The following is a 17,764-nucleotide window of genomic DNA, read 5'->3' on the forward strand; positions in this document are numbered from 1 at the left end:
ATCAACCCTTGTCCTTCGAACGGCGCCGGTCTGCGCCGAAACCGGCCGCCTTTGCCGAAAATGTGACGGGCGACAGATGGACAATCATGCCCGACGATGCAAGGGGAGCGGGCGCGCCCAAAACAAAGGCCGGTCCGAAGACCGGCCGGAGAGGGCATTGGGCTGAACCTTGAAGGCCGCCTCGGCGTCCCGATCCAGCAAAAGCCGGGGGGCTGGGGGGCTGAGGTTTCCGGCTGATACCGAACCGGGCGCCGAGGCAACGCTGACGTTCTCGCCCGCCCCTGCGGCGTCCGATTGACCGCTTCATGGCGAAACCGTGATTTCGCTGACGAAGCCGTGAGGAGCGGATCGGCGTCGCGATTTTCCGCATTTTCTTCCTCGCAAAGCGCTTGCATTCCCCCGCCCGCCCGACTATGAGAACGCCTCCGGACGCGGTTCGCCGCTTCCGGTGCATGACCGGTCCCACCGTCGTGCCGCGCGCCCGTAGCTCAGCTGGATAGAGCATCAGACTACGAATCTGAGGGTCAGAGGTTCGAATCCTTTCGGGCGCGCCAATTATCTCCCGCCGATCCGATGGCTTGGAAGCAGCGGTCTTTTCTCTGGCTTTCCGTGATGCATCGAATGTGCGCCATGCCTTGCGCGACGCGGAAGGCCCTGTCGGGGGCTTGAGGGCGGACTGATCCTGGCGTCGTGGCGCGATCAGGCTCGCCCGACGCGGAAGCCCGCATCGATTCGAGGAAGCATCGCCTGCGCCCGGCGAGATGTCGCCGAAGGTCGCTCCGGCGGACAGGCCGCCCCCCGGGGCAGCCGGAGACGTCCGCGGGGGGAACCGGCGCAACCATCTTGTGAAAGGCTTGGCTATCGGGCGCAGATCCCCTCGATCCGCATGCTCACATAGTCCCCCGCCCCTTCGGCTTCCTCGCCGCTCGGCAGCTTGATCCTGCTGCATTTCCTGTCGGCGGCGGCGGTTGCCGCATCGGTCTTCGCACCGCGGTGTTTCTGGACATGGACCGCGCCAAGCATGCACGCGACCCAGCGATCCGCGGCTGAATCCTCGGCAAGCGCCCCGCCGCCCATTGCCATCAAAAGCGCCATCGCCGCACAGATGCGATCGACACGGTCCAGCCTCATCCCGATGCTCTCCAGATCGGCCTGTCGCCCCGGCAGACTTTCGCCAAGGCCGGTGATCGTACCGCCGACCCCGCGCCGGGACGCCACCACTGCGCAATCGACCTCATCCGGCGGCAGAGCTTCGTTTGCATCTGCCTTCCCTTTCGACATCATGGTACAACGACGAACCTTCCCCCAGCGTCGCGCTTGAATCCGGCGCGGCAGGTCCGAATGCGAGACATGCACCATGGTCGACATACCTGCCGACAGCACGACGACGGCGACCTTCGACGGTAACCCGCTCTCTGGCGCAAGCTTCACCGGCGAGCTTGAAACAAGAGGCGACCGTGATTGGATAAAAGTCGACCTCATCGCCGGACTGACCTACGATTTTTATGCACATGTTCAAATTTCTTCAGATCCAGGTAATAATGATAATGATTCCGTGCTGAATATTTTCGATGGATCCGGGTTGGTTGCTCGTCGCGACGACGGTGGCGTCCATTTCAATACCGTATTAATCTTTACGCCGGCGGTCTCCGGCACCTATTTCGTCGAAGCTTTGGAATTGGACGGTGACACGGGAACCTATACGGTCGAGGTCGCGGCAGATACGCTGACCCGTCATTTGCTGACCGTCGCGAACGACATCTACACGGGGGCCTCCGGCGAGCGGATCCTTGGTGGCGAGGGCGACGACACGATCACCGTCGGCGCCGGCGTCGATGCACTCGGCGAGCAGGGCGACGACGTCATAACCGGCAACGGCTCCGACAATTTCATCTCCGGCGGCACCGGCATCGACACCATACACGGGGGCGCCGGCGCCGACTCCTTGTTCGGCGACAGCGGCGACGACCAGATCGACGGTGGCGCGGGTGTGGACGTGATTTTCGGCGGCGACGGTCATGACACGATTTACGGCGGGGACCTGTCCGACGTGCCCGGCGACACCGGCGACAATCAGCTTCACGGTGGCAACGGCGACGATGGCGTGACCGGCAGTGCCGGCAATGACCTGCTCTGGGGCGACGCCGGCGCCGACGTTCTGGTCGGCTATGGCGGGACCGACAGGCTCGACGGCGGCACGGGCGCCGACACGATGCATGGCGGCGCCGGCGACGACATCTATTTCGTCGACGATATCGGCGACATCGTCGACGAAAGCACCATCGGCCCCCTCGAAAGCCTGCCAGGCGACGGCGTCGACAAGGTCTATGCGGCGATCAGCTTCAGCCTGTCGGACGCGGCGCATGTGCTCGGAGAGGTCGAGAACCTCGTGCTGACCGGCACGGCCGACGTCGACGCCGCCGGCAACGCCCTCGCCAACGCGTTGACGGGCAATGCCGGCGCCAACCGCGTCAGCGGGCTCGACGGCAAGGACCGCCTCGACGGCCGAGGCGGCAACGACCATTTGCTCGGCGGCGGGGACAATGACGCGCTGCTGGGCGGTGCCGGCGACGACATCCTGGACGGCGGAGCCGGCGGGGACCGCCTGCTTGGCGGGACGGGAGCCGACACCTTCGTCTTCGCCGCCGTCGCCGACAGCGTCCTCTCCGCCACCGGCCGCGACAGCATCCTCGATTTCAACCGGGCCGAGGGCGACAAGGTCGACCTGTCGGCAATCGACGCCGACGGCATCGCCGACGGCATGCAGCATTTCGCCTTCCTCGGAACGGGCAGCTTCACCCGCCATGCCGGCGAGCTGCGCTATGTCGTCCAGCACGGCGACGTCTTCCTGCACGGCGACACCAACGGCGACGGCCGCGTCGACTTCTCGATCCGGTTCGACAACCTCGCCTCGCTCCAGGCGGGCGACTTCATTCTGTAGGAACGCCCCTTGACGCTCCAGACGACTGCTGCAGTCTGGAGCGGCATGATGACCAACCTCGCGATCCCTCCGATCGGACGATGCGGCTCGGCCGACCGGTTCGGTTCACGCACGGCCCGCGACGAAGCCGGCCGATCGGCAATTCTCGGCGCCTCGTCCCTGATGCTTGCCGCCGAAGCGATCGGCCTCGCCGCTGGTCCGATGGTCGGGTGCGATGCCAGGGCCGTTGTGCGCGCGTTCGCTCTTCGAGCCGGCGAAACCCCGGCCGTGCTGGTCGCGGTCGGGCGCGATGCGCCTGGAAGCCGGCCGCGGATGCCGCGCTGCCACCTCGCCGAAATCCCGGACATCGCATGAGAACGCGTGGATTCGATCTGCTGTTGACGGCCATCGCGCCCGTCATCTGGGGCAGCACCTATATCGTCACGACCCAGTTCCTGCCGGGCTTTCCCCCGATGACGGTGGCAATGCTGCGGGCCTTGCCGGCCGGACTGCTGCTGCTCCTGATCGTGCGGCAATTGCCGACAGGCATCTGGTGGGCGCGCGCTTTCGTCCTCGGCGCCCTCAACATCGCGATCTTCCTGAGCCTGCTGTTCGTCGCGGCCTATCGGCTTCCCGGCGGCGTCGCCGCGACGGTGCTGTCCGTCCAGCCCCTGATGGTGGTCTTCCTGTCCTCCATCCTGCTCGTCAGCCCGATCCGGGGACACTCCGTCCTTGCCGCGCTCGTGGGAATCGGCGGCGTGGCGCTGCTGGTGCTGACCCCCAAGGCCGCGCTCGATCCGCTCGGGATCGCCGCCGGCCTCGCCGGAGCGGCCGCCATGGCCTGCGGCACCGTGCTCAGCCGCAAATGGCAGCCGCCGGTTTCGCCGCTCACCTTCACCGCATGGCAATTGACCGCCGGCGGCCTCCTCCTGGCGCCAGCGATCTTCGTCTTCGAGCCCGCCATTCCCCACCCGACCCCGGGCAACATGCTCGGCCTGGTGTGGCTCGGGCTGATCGGCGCGGCCTTGACCTACATGCTCTGGTTCCGGGGTATCGCCCGGCTCGACTCGTCGCTGGCATCCCTGCTCCTCTTCCTCAGCCCCGTAACCGCCGTCCTGCTTGGATGGGCGTTGCTGCACCAGGCGCTGACCCCGGCGCAGATCGCCGGGGTCGTCCTCATCATCGGCAGCATCTGGCTCGGCCAGCGGGCCAATCGCGGCACCACGCCCCCAGCGAACAGCCGTCGCGACGCTGCCGGGATCGAAAACTGACGGCCGGAGCTTCCCTCCCGCTGCCATCTTCGCCCGCCTCGCTCGGCCTCGGCGAAGCCTGGTTCCGGCGCGCCTTCCTCCTCGGCGGGGCGAACTCGGCCGTTTCCGCGCCTCGACGCCTGTCTTTGCAACGTCCATGCAACGTTCGCAGCGATGAAGCAGGAGAGTAGCCGGCAAATTATTGTCTGGTAATGAAGCAATGGAGACCGTAGGCGGCTATCTCATCGGCCTCGCTGCCGATGCGGAGCCTGGGCGTCTTCACCGGCGACGCGCCGGATCATCATGGCAATGGCGGCGGCGTAGTCCTGCGCATCGCCGCCGGCCTCGATCGCCAGCGCCGCCCGGTCGAAGGCGGCCGAGAGCAGATCCGCCAACGCCGCCGGCGTCTGCTCGCCGGGGAGCGCGGCGTCGAGGCCATGACGCAGGGTGCGGGCGGCATGGGCCTCGTCCAGGGCCTGCATCTCGGCCGGCCCGAGCACGGCGGGGCCTTCGACCAGCAGCAGCCGCGTGCGGCCGGGCACGCGCATGGCCGCGAGATAGGCGTCGCTCCCGGCGAGCAGGGCCGCGACGGGCACAAGGTCCGCCGGCGCCGACCGCTCGATCTCGGCGGCCACGGCCGCGGCCTCCTCGTGTACGATCGCCCGGAACAGGGCGCGCTTGTCGTCGAAATGATGATAGAGCGCGCCACGCGTGATGCCTGCCGCCGCGACGATCTCCGGCGTCGAGGTCTCGGCATAGCCCTTCTCGACGAAGAGGGCCCGCGCCGCCTGCATCAGGGCGGCACGGGTCCTTTCGGTGCGGTCGCGATTCGTGCGGCGGTCGAGTTGCATACATGCAGCCTGTATGTTAACGACGGAAACATGCAGATTGTATGTGAGGACGCGAGCACGGGCCAGCCATGAAGATCACCAGCTTCTATCCCGTCATCATGACCGCCGACGTCGCCGGCACCGCCGCCTTCTACGAGGCGCATTTCGGCTTCCGGGTGTGCTTCGGCAGCGACTGGTACGTCCATCTCCAGTCGGCGACGGACAGCGCCGTCAATCTCGCCGTCCTGGACGGCAGCCATGAGACGATTCCCACCGCCGGCCGCAGCCTGGCTTCGGGCCTGCTGCTCAATTTCGAGGTCGAGGATCCGGACGAGGCCTATGCCCGGGCGGGGACCGCCGGCCTGCCCATCCTTCTTGCCCTGCGCGACGAGCCGTTCGGCCAGCGTCATTTCATCACCGCCGACCCCAACGGCGTGCTGATCGACGTGATCAAGCCGATCCCGCCGACGGCCGAGTTCGCGGCGCAGTACGCGGAAGGTGCGCTGCCGCAGGCGGGTTGAGGGCAAGCCCGCACGAACCGCGTCCATCCGTCCTGCTGGAAGCCCCCCGGGCGACGTCGCGCCCGCGCCCCTTCGACCCGGTGAGGTTCGCGCCTGTTTCGCGTGAAACAGGTCGAGCACGGGCCGGTTTTGGCAGCAACAAGCGGAGTGCGGCATCGCATCCGAACGCCGCCAATCCCGGCATGGACAATCGGGAGACCCGCCATGAACGCTCCGCATCGCACCGGCGCCGCGCTTTCCGCCGAGGATCGCGTCGGCCGCTATGACTGGGCCGCGCTGGCGGCCGAGCTCGACAGCCACGGCAACGCCGTGCTCGACCGGCTGCTGACGCCGCAGGAATGCCGGGAGATCGCCGCGCTCTATCCCGACGAACGGCATTTCCGCAGCCATATCCACATGGCGCGCCACGGCTTCGGCCAGGGCGAATACCGCTATTTCGCCTATCCGCTGCCGGCCCTGCTCGGCGGCCTGCGCTCCGCGCTCTATGCCCGGCTCGCCCCCGTCGCCAATGCCTGGAACCAGCGCATGGACGTCGCGGCGCGCTATCCGGCCGACCATGCCGACTTCCTGGCGCTGTGCCACGCCGCCGGCCAGACCCGGCCGACGCCGCTGCTGCTGCAATACAAGCCCGGCGATTTCAACTGCCTGCACCAGGACCTCTACGGCGATCTCGCCTTCCCTCTTCAGGTGGCGGTCCTGCTGTCGGAACCGGGCACCGACTTCACCGGCGGGGAATTCGTGTTGACCGAGCAGCGCCCGCGCATGCAAAGCCGTGTCGAAGTGGTATCCCTGCGCCAGGGCGACGCCGTCGCCTTCGCCGTGCACAACCGTCCGGTCCAGGGGACACGGGGCAGCTATCGCGTCAACCTGCGGCACGGCGTCAGCCGTCTCCGCGCCGGGCAGCGCCACACGGTGGGCATCATCTTCCACGATGCGAGGTAAGGCATGACGACCGCCCTCAGCCGCGAAGACGTGGAGACGCCCATCGGCGCCTTCAGCCTCGTCGTCGACGGGGAGGGCCATCTGCGCGCCGCGGAATTCGCCGACTGCGAGGACCGCCTGCTGCTGATGCTCAGGCGTCGGCTGGGCTCGGCTGCCGGCGCCCTCTCGCCCGGCCCGGCGCCCGGCCCGATCCGGGCAGCGATGGCCGCCTATTTCGAGGGGGACATCGCTGCGATCCGCCGCATTCCCCTGCGCCTCGACGGCACGCCGTTCCAGGACGCGGTGTGGACCGCCCTGCAGGCGATCGAGCCGGGCCGACCCATCCCCTACTCCGTCCTGGCGCAACGGATCGGCCGGCCGCAGGCGATCCGGGCCGTCGGCCATGCCAACGGCGCCAATCCGCTCTCCATCGTCGTACCCTGCCATCGCCTTGTCGGCGCCGGCGGCGCCCTGACCGGCTATGGCGGCGGCATCGCCCGCAAGCGCTGGCTGCTGGACCACGAAGCTCGGCATGCCGGCGGTTGAGACCGCGCCGCTGCGATTCGAAAGCAAGATGCGGAGCGCAACGACCGGGCTCGCCGCCTAGTCTCCATCCCATGTCACGGATCGAGACCGGAGCAAGCCATGACCGAGATCATTCGCTACGCCTGGGGAGAGAGCACGCTCGGCCCGTTCCTCGCCGCCGCCTCCGAGCGCGGCCTGGTCGCCTTCGAGTTCGGCGAACGGCGGGCCGCCGCGGTTGCGGCGCTCGCGGCGCGCTTCGCCGGCGCGCGCATCGTGGAGGACGCGACCGGACTCGCCGGCACGATCGACGCGCTGGCCGGCGTCGTCGATCGGCCCGGCAGCGACCCGGGCCTTGCCCTCGACCTGCGCGGCAGCGACCACGAGCTGCGGGTCTGGGCGGCGCTGCGCGATATTCCCGCCGGACAGACCGCGAGCTATGGCGAGATCGCCGCCCGGCTCGGCAGGCCGCGCCAGGCCCGCGAAGTGGCGGAAGCCTGCGCCGCCAATGCCGTCGCCATCCTGGTGCCCTGCCACCGGGTGGTGAAGAAGGACGGCTCGCTGTCGGGCTATCGCTGGGGCTTCCATCGCAAGCGCGCCCTGCTGGCGCGCGAGCAGCCGGCGGACGCCTTCGCCCTGGCCTGACGGCGCCGACGATCGGAGCCGACCATGGGCCCGGCGGCTGCGAGGCATGGACGACGGCCATCCGACACAGGCATGATCGCCGTCATCGACGGAGGATTGTCATGACGGATTGGAACGGCCTGCGCTGGCTCAACCCCCCGGATCATTTCGAAGTCCGGGGCAGCGGCCTTGCCGTGCGCACCGGCGAGCAAACGGATTTCTGGCGCGACACCTTCTACGGCTTCCGGCGCGACAGCGGCCACTTCCTGCACCGGCGGGTGGAGGGCGATTTCAGCGCCGAGGTGACGGTCGACGGCCGCTACGAGGCGCTTTACGACCAGGCCGGTCTGATGGCGCGGCTGGACGAAAGCCGCTGGGTCAAGGCCGGCATCGAGTATACCGACGGCGAAGCCTTCTTCTCCGTGGTCGTCACCAACGGCATGTCCGACTGGTCGCTGCGCCAGGTTCCCGCCGGACCGTCCGGCCAGCGCCTGCGCTTGACCCGTCACGGCGAGGCCATCCGCGTCCAGTTTCTCGATGCGGGCACCGGGCAATGGACCATGGCGCGCCTCGCCTATCTGCCGCCGGCGCCGGCCATCGATGTCGGCGTGATGTGCTGCTCGCCGCAGCGCGGAGGCTTCGCGGTGACCTTCCGCGACCTGTCGATCGGGCCGGCGATCTCGCGCGAGCTTCACGGCTGAACCGGGGCGGTCAGGCGAGGATCGGCATCGGCGAACGCGGGCCTCCAAGCAGCGCCTCGCCGAAGACGGCGATCGGATGCGCGAGACGGCGGGCACGGCTTGTCCGCCGGGGAACCTCCGCGCGCGTCAAGCCCGCACTCGCGCCTGCCGCTGGCCTTGCCAAACGGGCCGCCAGGGTCGCAAGTTCGCAAAGTTGTTCACATGGGAAGGACCTCAGGCATGTCAAAGAGGCCGGAAGAACTCCTCGATCGCCGCGACTTCATGATCGGATCAATTGCAGCGGCGAGCGCGTCGGCCGCCTTCGCCGTCACCACAGAGGCCGCGAATGCCCAGGGTGCAGCGACAGTCCCGGCCGATTCGACGTCGGGAACGGTCTATACCGGCGATATGATCGAGGGGAAGAAGGTCGTCAGCGCGCTCGACGTCAACGATCTGGAGCCTGGCAAGAAGCACCTTCTGTATTTTCAGGGTGTGGAGATGCGCGCCGGACAGCATTGGTATGCGTCCGTGACCGTCGCCAGGGGGGCGAAGCCGGGCAAGCGCGTCGTCCTGACCAGCGGCGTGCATGGCGACGAGATGAGTTCCATTCAGACGGTTCTGACCGTGATGAAGCAGCTCGATCCGGCCGGGATGTCGGGCACGGTGATGGCCGTCACCGACGTATCCCCCCCGGCGATGGAAGGCATACAGCGCCGGTGGCCCAATTTCGGCAGGGGCTCCGACCTGATCGACATGAACCGGGAATGGCCCGGCAACGAGAACGGTTTCAGCGCGCCCAGCCGGCACGCCGGGCTCCTGTTCAACCGGCTGCTGCGGCCGAACGCCGACGCCGCGATCGACTTCCATACCGGGACGACGGGCTTTCAAGTCAGCGCTTTCAATATTGCCAGCATGGATGTGCCGGAGGTCAAGGCGATGGCCGATCTCTATCCTGTCGGCCAGATCTTCGACATGCCGAAGCATGCCTATGCCACAACCCTGCATAACGCGCTGCTCGCCGCGGGCATCCCAGCCTTCACGCCGGAAATCGGCGCCGCGCGCGTGCTGGACCCCGAGATGATCGCGCTGTTCGTCGAAGGCACGATGAACGTCCTCAAGCATCACGGCATCGTGGCCGGCCCGATGGGACGGACCGGCAAGGACGTGAAGGTCTTTATCGGCCACGGCGCCACCGCGGTCGTCGCAACCCAGGGCGGGATCGTCGAGCATCTGGTCGGGCTTAACGACAAGGTCGAGGTTGGGCAGAAGGTTGCCATCCAGCGCAACAGCTTCGGCGAAGTGGTCGCGGAGTACACGAGCAGTGTGGCCGGGGAGGTTGCGGGCTATCGTTGCGATGTAATGGCCGAGCCCGGAGACAACCTGGTGTTCATCCTGATCGAGAGGTCGGCACAGGAAAGCGACGAGACTTATCCCGAGTGATCCGACACTTGATGCCGACGTCTGGCTGAGGCGGCGATCCTGCTGGCGTCGCTGGCCCTTCGGCGGGGTTTGCAGCAAGCGTTGCCGCCGATCGGGCCGCAAACATGGCGGAAACCGTGACGCCGGTCCGCATCCCGCGGACTCGCGCGCTGCAAGCCCGGCAGGAGGCCGCGCCCGCCGCTAGAGCAAAGCGCGTTCCTGCGGAAACACGCTTTGCTCCAACTCCTTGTTTCAACGCGTCTTTGCGACTTGACGCGATTCCCTCAAATCGCAAAACGCTTTAGCTCGTCGCGCCCGGCCCGCGCTGCAGCAGGGCGCGGTAGATCTCGTCGTCGCCGCACAGCCCGGCCATGCGACCGAGGCCGTCGACCAGCACCACCGGATTGCCGGTGGTGCGGCGCAGCTCGATGGCGGCCCGCATGCGCAGATCCACCGGCGCGACGATCACGTCCGCCGCGCCGGCCGGTGCCATGCCTGTGTCGCCGTCGGCGAGGGCCATGCGCCCGGTGGCGCCATCGAGGGTCACGCCCAGCGGCCTGCCGTCGCCGTCGAGCTTCAGCCGCACCCGGCCGGCGCCGTCGAGATGCACCTCGCCGTTGGAGACCTTCAGGGAGTCGGCCGGCGTCATCAGGGAATGGCCGCGCAGCACGTTGAGCGGGTTCATGTGCTTGACGAACTCGGCGACGTAGTCGTTGGCCGGACGCAGCAGGATGTCCTCGGCGGTGCCGCACTGGACGATGCGCCCGCCCTCCAGGATGGCGATGCGGTTGCCGATCTTCAGCGCCTCGTCGAGATCGTGGCTCACGAAGACGATGGTCTTCTTCAGATGCTTCTGGAAGCCGAGCAGCTCGTCCTGCAGCTTGTCGCGGATCAGCGGGTCGAGCGCCGAGAACGGCTCGTCCATCAGCAGGATATCGGCATTGGTGGCGAAGGCGCGGGCGAGCCCGACGCGCTGCTGCATGCCGCCCGACAACTCGTGCCCGAACTTGCCGGCCCAGCGGCTGAGGTCGACCATGGCGAGGTTCTTGTCGACGATCTTGTCGATCTCGGCCTGCGGCATGCCGCGCAGCTCCAGGCCGAAGCCGACATTCTCGCGCACCGTCCGCCAGGGCAGCAGCGCGAATTGCTGGAACACCATGGCGATGCGGCTGGTGCGCAGCATGCGCAGCTGCTCGGGCGTGCAGTTGGCGACGTCGATGGTGCCGCCCTGGTGCTCGATCAGCACATTGCCGCGCGCCACCTTGTTGAGGCCGTTGACCGCGCGCAGGATCGTCGACTTGCCGGAGCCGGACAGGCCCATCAGCACGCAGATTTCGCCGGCCTCGATCGCGAGGTTCACCCCCGCCGCGCCGAGCACCGCGCCGGTGGCGGAGAGGATCTGGTCGCGCGTCTTGCCCTGGTCGATCAGGGCGAGGGCCTCGGCCCGCCGGGTTCCGAAGACGATGTCGAGGTTCCTGAATTCGACCGCGGCCATGTCAGTGGCTCCCTGTGCGGGTCGGGGCGCGGCAGACGCGGTCGAGCACGATGGCGAGCAGCACGATCACGATGCCGGATTCGAAGCCCATGGGGATGTTGACGGTGTTGAGGGCGCGTACCACCGGCGTGCCGAGGCCGGTGGCGCCGACCAGGGCGGCGATCACCACCATCGACAGGCTCAGCATGATGCATTGCGTCACCCCGGCCATGATCGTCGGCAGGGCATGCGGCACCTCCACCTTCCACAGGAGCTGGCTCTTGGTGGCGCCGAAGGATTCGCCCGCCTCGATCAGCGGCCTCGGCACGGAGGAGACGCCGAGATGGGTGAGGCGGATCGGCGCCGGCACCGCGAAGATCACCGTGGCGATCAGGCCCGGCACGGCGCCGAGGCCGAAGAACACCATGGTCGGGATAAGATAGACGAAGGTCGGCAGCGTCTGCATCATGTCGAGGACCGGGTGCAGGATCGCATAGAGGCGCGGGCGATGGGCCGCGGCGATGCCGAGCGGTATGCCCAGGACGACGCAGACCAGCGTGGCCGAGCCGACCAGGGCGATGGTCTGCACCATCTCCTTCCAGTAGCCGAGATTGGCGGCAACCAGGAAAGCGCAGGCCAGGAACAGCGCCATCTTCCAGGAGCGGTGCATCCAGTAGGCCAGCGCCACGGCGAGGATGATGAAGATCGGTGCGGGAATGAACAGCAGGACGTTCGTCAGGCCGGTGATCAGCGTCCCCAGCACATAGGTGACGATGTCGAAGAACCACTTGAAGTTGGTCTTCAGGAAGTTGACCACGGCGGCCATCCAGGCGCCGAAGGGGATCTTGTAGCCCGTGATCCAGGCCAGGAACTGGTCGTTGATCAGTTTGACGAACTGCTGAATCGTATCCATGCCGCGCCCCGACGAATTCCGCTTCGCCGCATGGCCCGGCTCCCGACACCCCGCGGCCGGCTCGCCATGCGCTCATGAATGGCGGGAGCGCCCGGGCGCTCCCGCGTCCCGGCTTCAGAGGCCGAGGCTCTTCTTGACGGCCTCCAGGCCGGGCTGTCCGTCGAAGGTGGTGACGCCGGCGAGCCAGGCGTCGAGCGCGGCCGGGTTGGCCTTCAGCCAGTCCTCCGCCGCCTTGGGCGCCTCCTGCTTGTCGAACAGGATCTTGCCCATGATCACGTTCTCCATGTCGAGGTTGAACTTCAGGTTCGAGATCAGCTTGCCGGCGTTGGGGCAATCCGTCGTGAAGCCGGCGCGGGTGTTGGTGTAGACCGTGGCGCCGCCATAGTTCGGGCCGAACACCTCGTCGCCGCCGGACAGGTAGGAGATCTTGAACTTGGTGTTCATGGGATGGGGCTCCCAGCCCAGGAACACCACATCCTCGTTGGCGCCGGTGGCGCGCTCGACCTGGGCAAGCATGCCGGCTTCGGAGGACTCGACCAGCTCGAAATCCTTCAGACCGAACTTGCCGTCGGTGATCATGCCGAGGATCAGGCGGTTGCCGTCATTGCCCGCCTCGATGCCGTAGATCTTGTTCTGCAGCTTGTCCTTGAACTTGGCGATGTCGGCGAAGCTCTTCAGCCCGGCCTCGTAGGTGTAGGTCGGCACCGCCAGCGTGTACTTGGCGCCCTCCAGGTTGGCGCCGAGCACCTCGACCGATTTCTCCTCGACATAGGCCTTGCGGTCGTTCTCCATCGTCGGCATCCAGTTGCCGAGGAAGACGTCGATGTCCTTGTTCTTCATCGACACATAGGTGACCGGCACGGCGAGGAGCGTCGTGGTCGGCGTGTAGCCGAGCCCTTCAAGGATGCGCGAGGCGATCGCGGTGGTGGCGGTGATGTCGGTCCAGCCGACATCGGAGAACTTGACGGTCTTGCAGCTCTCGGGGTCGCCGGCCAGGGCCGGGCCTGCCGCCAGTGCGACGGCCATCGCGGCGGCGGCCAATGTCTTCGACCAGATTTTCATCGTATTTTCTCCCGGCTTTCCATGATGCGCCCCTGCTCTCTTCGCGGAGCATCCTCGCATGCGATCATAGGTTCCCTCGCAAGGCTGGCAAGAATGCCCGGCGGCAGTCTCGTCGTCTTGCCGCAAGGGTCTCCCATCGCTTCATTGATTGAACATGCAATCAATGGCCAGGGCAAGAGGCGAGAGGGGACAAGAGGAGTCGTAGTTGTGACAGCCGCGAGCGCCGTCGCCCCCGGCGATCCGGCGAAGGCGCATGATGGCAGCTTTCCCAGCCCGACGCGAACGGGATAGAACCGACAGTCGGACGCGCGGCCCGGCGGAACGCCCGCCGGGAGAGGCGCCCGAGCAACCACAGCCTTCGCATTGCCGGGCCGACCGCGTGCCCGCACATGCGTCCCGGGGGAGCGACCATGCCGGACTTTCCGATCATCGATGCCCATGTCCATCTCTACGACGTCGACCGGCTGCGCTATGGCTGGCTGTCCGGCGTGCCGAAGATCAACCGGACCTTCCTGCCGACGGATTTCGATGTCGCGCGCGGGCCGGTCGAGGTCGAGGGCATCGTCTTCGCCGAGGTCGCGGTCGACCCCGGCCTGCACCTCCAGGAGGCGAGCTTCGCCCAGGCGCTGGCCGACACCGATGCCCGCCTGATCGGCGTCGTCGCCCACGCGCCGCTGGAGAACGGGGCTGGGGTCGAGGCCGACCTCGTCGCTCTCAGGCAGAACCGGGCCCTGTGCGGCATCCGCCGCCTGATCCAGTCGGAAGCCGACCCGTCCTTCTGCCTCGAGCCCGGCTTCCTCGCCGGCCTGCGCCTGCTGCCGCGCTACGGCCTCACCTTCGACATCTGCATCAAGCACTGGGCCATGGCCTATGCGCTGGAGCTGGTGCGGCGCTGCCCGGAGGTGAGCTTCGTGCTCGACCATATCGGCAAGCCCGATATCCGCAATGGCCTGCGCGAGCCCTGGTGGAGCCAGATCCGGGAGCTGGCACGCCTGCCCAATGTCGTGGTCAAGCTCTCCGGCGTCATCACCGAGGCGGACCACGCCGCCTGGACGCCGGCCGACGTCAAGCCCTACATGGCCCATGTCGTCGACAGCTTCGGCTTCGATCGCGTCATGTTCGGCAGCGACTGGACGGTGTCTTCGCTCACCCATGACTATCCGATCTGGGTCGGCCTCGTCGACGCGGTCATCGCCGGCGCCAGCCCGGACGAGCAGCGCCGCCTCTATCGCGAGACGGCGCTGCGGACCTACGGGCTGCGCCCGGCCTGATCGCCGCAGGCAGGGCAGGGGCCCGGCCTCCGCCTGCGCCCCTGCCGTCCTGCTCAGCCGCCGACGTTGAACGCCGCCAGCACCGCCATGTTGACGAGGTCGACGTCCTTGCCGGCCAGCGGCACGATCTGGATCGGCTTGTCGAGGCCGACCAGGATCGGCCCGATCACCGTGGCCCCGCCGAGCTCCTGCAGCATCTTGGTCGAGATCGACGCGGAGTGGAACGCCGGCATTACCAGGACGTTCGCCGGCCCGCTCAGGCGGCAGAACGGGTAGAGTGCCATGGCGTCGCGCGACAGCGCCACGTCCGCGCCCATCTCGCCGTCATATTCGAAGTCGACCCGCTGCTTGTCGAGGATGCGCACGGCGTCGCGCACCCGTTCGGAGCGCTCGCCCTCGGGATGGCCGAAGGTGGAATAGGCGAGCATGGCGACCCGCGGCTCGTAGCCGAGCCGGCGCGCTACCGACGCCGCCTCGATGGCGATGCCGGCCAGCTCTTCGGAGGTCGGCATGTCGTGCACCGCCGTATCGGCGACCAGCACGGTACGGCCCCGGGCGATGACGATCGACACCCCGATGACATGGTGGCCCGGCTTGGCGTCCACGGCCCGCCGCACATCCTCCAGCGCGATCGAGTAGTTGCGCGTCAGCCCCGTCACCATGCCGTCGGCGTCGCCCATCGCCACCATGGCGGCGGCGAAATGGTTGCGGTCGAGCGAGGCCAGGCGCACGCAGTCGCGCATCAGGTAGCCCTTGCGCTGCAGCCGGTCGTAGAGGTGCTGCGCATAGGCGTTGGTGCGCGGCGAGATCCGGGCGTTCTGGATCTCGATGTTGCCGCGCAGCTCGACTCCGGCGAAATCCGCCGCCGCCTGCACCCGGTCCTCGCGGCCCACCAGGATGGCCGTGCCGAGCCCCTGATTGACGAAGGAGGCGGCGGCGCGGATCACCGCCTCCTCCTCGCCCTCAGCGAAGACGATGCGCTTGGGATAGCGCCGGACCTTGTTGAAGATTCGCGCCAGCGTCCCGGCCACCGGATCGCGCCGGGCCGACAGCTGCGCCCGGTAGGCTTCGAGGTCCTCGATCGGCTTGCGGGCGACGCCCGTCTCCATCGCCGCCTTGGCGACGGCGACGGGAATGCGGGTCATCAGCCGCGGATCGAACGGAGCGGGGATGATGTAGTCGCGCCCGAAGCGCGGGCGCGCGCCCTGGTAGGCGGTGGCGACCTCGTCCGGCACGTCCTCCTGCGCCAGCTCGGCCAGCGCCCGGGCCGCCGCGATCTTCATCTCCATGTTGATCGAGGTCGCCTGCACGTCGAGGGCGCCCCGGAAGATGAAGGGGAAGCCGAGCACGTTGTTGACCTGGTTGGGATAGTCCGAGCGGCCGGTGGCGATGATCACGTCGTCGCGCACCGCATGGGCGTCGTCGGGCGTGATCTCCGGATCGGGATTGGCCATCGCGAAGATGATCGGCTTGGGCGCCATCGAGCGCACCATGTCGGCGGTCAGCGCGCCCTTGACCGACAGGCCGAAGACCACGTCGGCGCCCTCCATCGCCTCCGCCAGCGTGCGCCGGTCGGTCACGGCCGCATGGGCCGACTTCCACTGGTTCATGCCTTCGGTGCGGCCCTGGTAGACCACGCCCTTGGTGTCGCACAGGATGACGTTGTTCGGTGCGATCCCCATCGCCTTGACCAGCTCGACGCAGGCGATGCCGGCCGATCCCGCCCCGTTCACCACCAGCCTCGTCGTCAGGATGTCGCGCCCGGTGATCTTCAGCGCATTGAACAGGCCGGCGGCCGCGATGATCGCCGTGCCGTGCTGGTCGTCGTGGAAGACCGGAATGTCCATCAATTCCTTGAGCCGCTGCTCGATGATGAAGCACTCCGGCGCCTTGATGTCCTCCAGGTTGATCCCGCCGAAGGAGGGTCCGAGATAGCGCACCGCGTTGATGAACTCGTCCGGATCCTTGGTGTCGACCTCCAGGTCGATGCAGTCGACGTCGGCAAAGCGCTTGAACAGCACGGCCTTGCCCTCCATCACCGGCTTGGAGGCGAGCGCGCCGAGGTCGCCGAGGCCGAGGATGGCGGTGCCGTTGGAGATCACCGCCACCATGTTGCCGCGGGTGGTGTAGTCGAAGGCGGTGGCCGGGTTCTCGGCGATCGCCTTCACCGGCACGGCGACGCCCGGCGAATAGGCCAGCGACAGGTCACGCTGCGTCGCCATCGGCTTGGTCGCCACGACCTCCAGCTTGCCCGGCTTGCCGTCCTTGTGGAAGTTCAACGCTTCCTGCTCGGTAAAACTCGGGCGTGGGCGCCGGGCCGGTTTCTGGTCTGTCATCGGGTCGTCCATTGGCGGGAGCAGGAGCGGGGGACCGACCCTAACGGTGTCGCCTTGCGACAACAAGACGCGATCGTTCGAAGGAACCGTCCGGCGCGGTTTGGCGGAACGGCTGACATGGACTATATCAGCGCCAGTCTCCTGCGCAGCTTTCGACATGTCCCAGCTTTCCGGCCGCCCTTACGTCAAGATGAACGGCATCGGCAACGAGATCGTCGTGCTGGATCTGCGCGACATCGGCCATGCCGTCGCCCCTGCCGAGGCGCGCGCCATCGCCGCCGCCGAGCCGTTCGACCAGTTGATGGTGCTGCAGGCGCCGCGCACGGCCGGCACCGACGCCTATATGCGCATCTACAACACCGACGGCTCCGAGTCGGGCGCCTGCGGCAACGGCACGCGCTGCGTCGCCTGGCATCTGATGCCGCTCGTCGGCCGCGACGTCCTGACCCTGGAGACGCCGACCAGCCTGGTCGTCGCCCGCCGGCACGGCGAACTCTTCACCGTCGACATGGGCCGACCGAAATTCGCCTGGAACGAGATCCCGCTCGCCGAGGAGTTCCGCGACACCCGCTATGTCGAGCTGCAGATCGGGCCGATCGACGCGCCGCTGCTGCATTCACCCTCGGCGGTGAACATGGGCAATCCGCACGCCGTCTTCTGGGTCGACCGCGATCCGGCCGGCTACGACCTCGGCCGCATCGGCCCCATGCTGGAGAACCATCCGCTGTTCCCCGAGCGCGCCAACATCTCGCTGGCCCGGGTCATCGACCCCGGCCACGTGGTGATCCGGGTGTGGGAGCGCGGCGCGGGCCTGACGCGCGCCTGCGGCTCGGCCGCCTGCGCCGTCGCGGTGGCGGCCGCCCGCCTCAAGCGCACCGGGCGCAAGGTGCGCGTCTCCCTCCCCGGCGGCGACCTGATGATCGACTGGCGCGAGGGCGACGACCATGTGCTGATGACCGGCGCGGTGGAGTTGGAGCATCACGGCTCGCTCGATCCGAGCTGGTTCGCCGACGCCGCGTGA

At 67.8% G+C, this 17,764-nt stretch carries 17 protein-coding genes and 1 tRNA gene; 12 read left to right on the top strand and 6 right to left on the bottom strand.

Features of this window, described 5'->3' with window-relative positions; translation table 11 throughout:
* Positions 1-477 precede the first annotated feature (477 nt).
* Positions 478-554 (top strand) — tRNA-Arg (locus AC27L4_RS15240).
* 304 nt (positions 555-858) lie between these two features.
* Here the strand turns inward: AC27L4_RS15240 and AC27L4_RS15245 are convergent.
* Positions 859-1,359, bottom strand: coding sequence for a hypothetical protein (locus AC27L4_RS15245; protein ID WP_487143078.1), 501 nt, complete (start codon positions 1,357-1,359; stop codon positions 859-861).
* Here AC27L4_RS15245 and AC27L4_RS15250 point away from each other — a divergent pair.
* From AC27L4_RS15250 to AC27L4_RS15260, 3 genes are read left to right on the top strand one after another with little or no spacing between them, the layout of a single operon-like run.
* A complete protein-coding gene (locus AC27L4_RS15250) occupies positions 1,358-2,941 on the top strand; it encodes a calcium-binding protein (RefSeq protein WP_487143079.1) in 1,584 nt (527 codons plus the stop codon). The genes AC27L4_RS15245 and AC27L4_RS15250 overlap by 2 nt on opposite strands.
* A gap of 9 nt (positions 2,942-2,950) precedes the next feature.
* Entirely contained in the window at positions 2,951-3,295 is a 345-nt protein-coding gene (locus AC27L4_RS15255; protein ID WP_487143080.1) for a nitroreductase family protein, read from the top strand.
* Positions 3,292-4,191 (top strand): EamA family transporter, encoded by a 900-nt coding sequence (locus AC27L4_RS15260; protein ID WP_487143081.1) that lies wholly within the window; start codon positions 3,292-3,294, stop codon positions 4,189-4,191. Before AC27L4_RS15255 ends, AC27L4_RS15260 begins: the two co-directional genes overlap by 4 nt.
* Before the next feature lie 221 nt (positions 4,192-4,412).
* Here AC27L4_RS15260 and AC27L4_RS15265 read toward each other — a convergent pair whose 3' ends face one another.
* Complete coding sequence (locus AC27L4_RS15265; RefSeq protein ID WP_487143082.1) at positions 4,413-5,021, bottom strand: TetR/AcrR family transcriptional regulator; 609 nt, start codon at positions 5,019-5,021, stop codon at positions 4,413-4,415.
* A 68-nt stretch (positions 5,022-5,089) separates the two neighbouring features.
* Between AC27L4_RS15265 and AC27L4_RS15270 the strand changes: the two genes are divergently transcribed.
* The 6 genes from AC27L4_RS15270 (at position 5,090) to AC27L4_RS15295 (ending at position 9,708) form a co-directional block, all read left to right on the top strand.
* Positions 5,090-5,521, top strand: a complete 432-nt coding sequence (locus AC27L4_RS15270; protein ID WP_487143083.1) for a VOC family protein — start codon at positions 5,090-5,092, stop codon at positions 5,519-5,521.
* Between the two features lie 204 nt (positions 5,522-5,725).
* The gene (locus AC27L4_RS15275; RefSeq protein WP_487143084.1) at positions 5,726-6,463 is read left to right on the top strand and encodes a 2OG-Fe(II) oxygenase; all 738 of its coding nucleotides are present in this window, start codon (positions 5,726-5,728) and stop codon (positions 6,461-6,463) included.
* Between the two features lie 3 nt (positions 6,464-6,466).
* The gene (locus tag AC27L4_RS15280; protein ID WP_487143085.1) at positions 6,467-6,988 is read left to right on the top strand and encodes a methylated-DNA--[protein]-cysteine S-methyltransferase; all 522 of its coding nucleotides are present in this window, start codon (positions 6,467-6,469) and stop codon (positions 6,986-6,988) included.
* A gap of 99 nt (positions 6,989-7,087) precedes the next feature.
* The gene (locus tag AC27L4_RS15285) at positions 7,088-7,609 is read left to right on the top strand and encodes a methylated-DNA--[protein]-cysteine S-methyltransferase (protein ID WP_487143086.1); all 522 of its coding nucleotides are present in this window, start codon (positions 7,088-7,090) and stop codon (positions 7,607-7,609) included.
* Positions 7,610-7,710: 101 nt separating this feature from the next.
* A complete protein-coding gene (locus AC27L4_RS15290; RefSeq protein ID WP_487143087.1) occupies positions 7,711-8,289 on the top strand; it encodes a DUF1349 domain-containing protein in 579 nt (192 codons plus the stop codon).
* Positions 8,290-8,508: 219 nt separating this feature from the next.
* The gene (locus AC27L4_RS15295; protein ID WP_487143088.1) at positions 8,509-9,708 is read left to right on the top strand and encodes a succinylglutamate desuccinylase/aspartoacylase family protein; all 1,200 of its coding nucleotides are present in this window, start codon (positions 8,509-8,511) and stop codon (positions 9,706-9,708) included.
* Between the two features lie 280 nt (positions 9,709-9,988).
* Here the strand turns inward: AC27L4_RS15295 and choV are convergent, their stop codons facing one another.
* From choV to AC27L4_RS15310, 3 genes are all read right to left on the bottom strand, one after another.
* Positions 9,989-11,182 carry a choline ABC transporter ATP-binding protein gene (gene choV / locus AC27L4_RS15300; RefSeq protein ID WP_487143089.1) on the bottom strand — a complete coding sequence of 398 codons (1,194 nt, stop codon included), beginning with the start codon at positions 11,180-11,182 and terminating at the stop codon, positions 9,989-9,991.
* A 1-nt stretch (position 11,183) separates the two neighbouring features.
* Entirely contained in the window at positions 11,184-12,074 is an 891-nt protein-coding gene (gene choW, locus AC27L4_RS15305) for a choline ABC transporter permease subunit (protein ID WP_487143090.1), read from the bottom strand.
* A 114-nt stretch (positions 12,075-12,188) separates the two neighbouring features.
* The gene (locus tag AC27L4_RS15310) at positions 12,189-13,136 is read right to left on the bottom strand and encodes a choline ABC transporter substrate-binding protein (protein ID WP_487143091.1); all 948 of its coding nucleotides are present in this window, start codon (positions 13,134-13,136) and stop codon (positions 12,189-12,191) included.
* Positions 13,137-13,546: 410 nt separating this feature from the next.
* Between AC27L4_RS15310 and AC27L4_RS15315 the strand changes: the two genes are divergently transcribed.
* Complete coding sequence (locus AC27L4_RS15315) at positions 13,547-14,407, top strand: amidohydrolase family protein (RefSeq protein ID WP_487143092.1); 861 nt, start codon at positions 13,547-13,549, stop codon at positions 14,405-14,407.
* A gap of 53 nt (positions 14,408-14,460) precedes the next feature.
* Here AC27L4_RS15315 and AC27L4_RS15320 read toward each other — a convergent pair whose 3' ends face one another.
* Positions 14,461-16,743, bottom strand: a complete 2,283-nt coding sequence (locus tag AC27L4_RS15320) for an NADP-dependent malic enzyme (RefSeq protein WP_487143093.1) — start codon at positions 16,741-16,743, stop codon at positions 14,461-14,463.
* A 157-nt stretch (positions 16,744-16,900) separates the two neighbouring features.
* Between AC27L4_RS15320 and dapF the strand changes: the two genes are divergently transcribed.
* Positions 16,901-17,764, top strand: coding sequence for a diaminopimelate epimerase (gene dapF, locus AC27L4_RS15325; protein ID WP_487143094.1), 864 nt, complete (start codon positions 16,901-16,903; stop codon positions 17,762-17,764).

It is taken from the genome of Labrys sp. Lb11 (assembly GCF_057554225.1).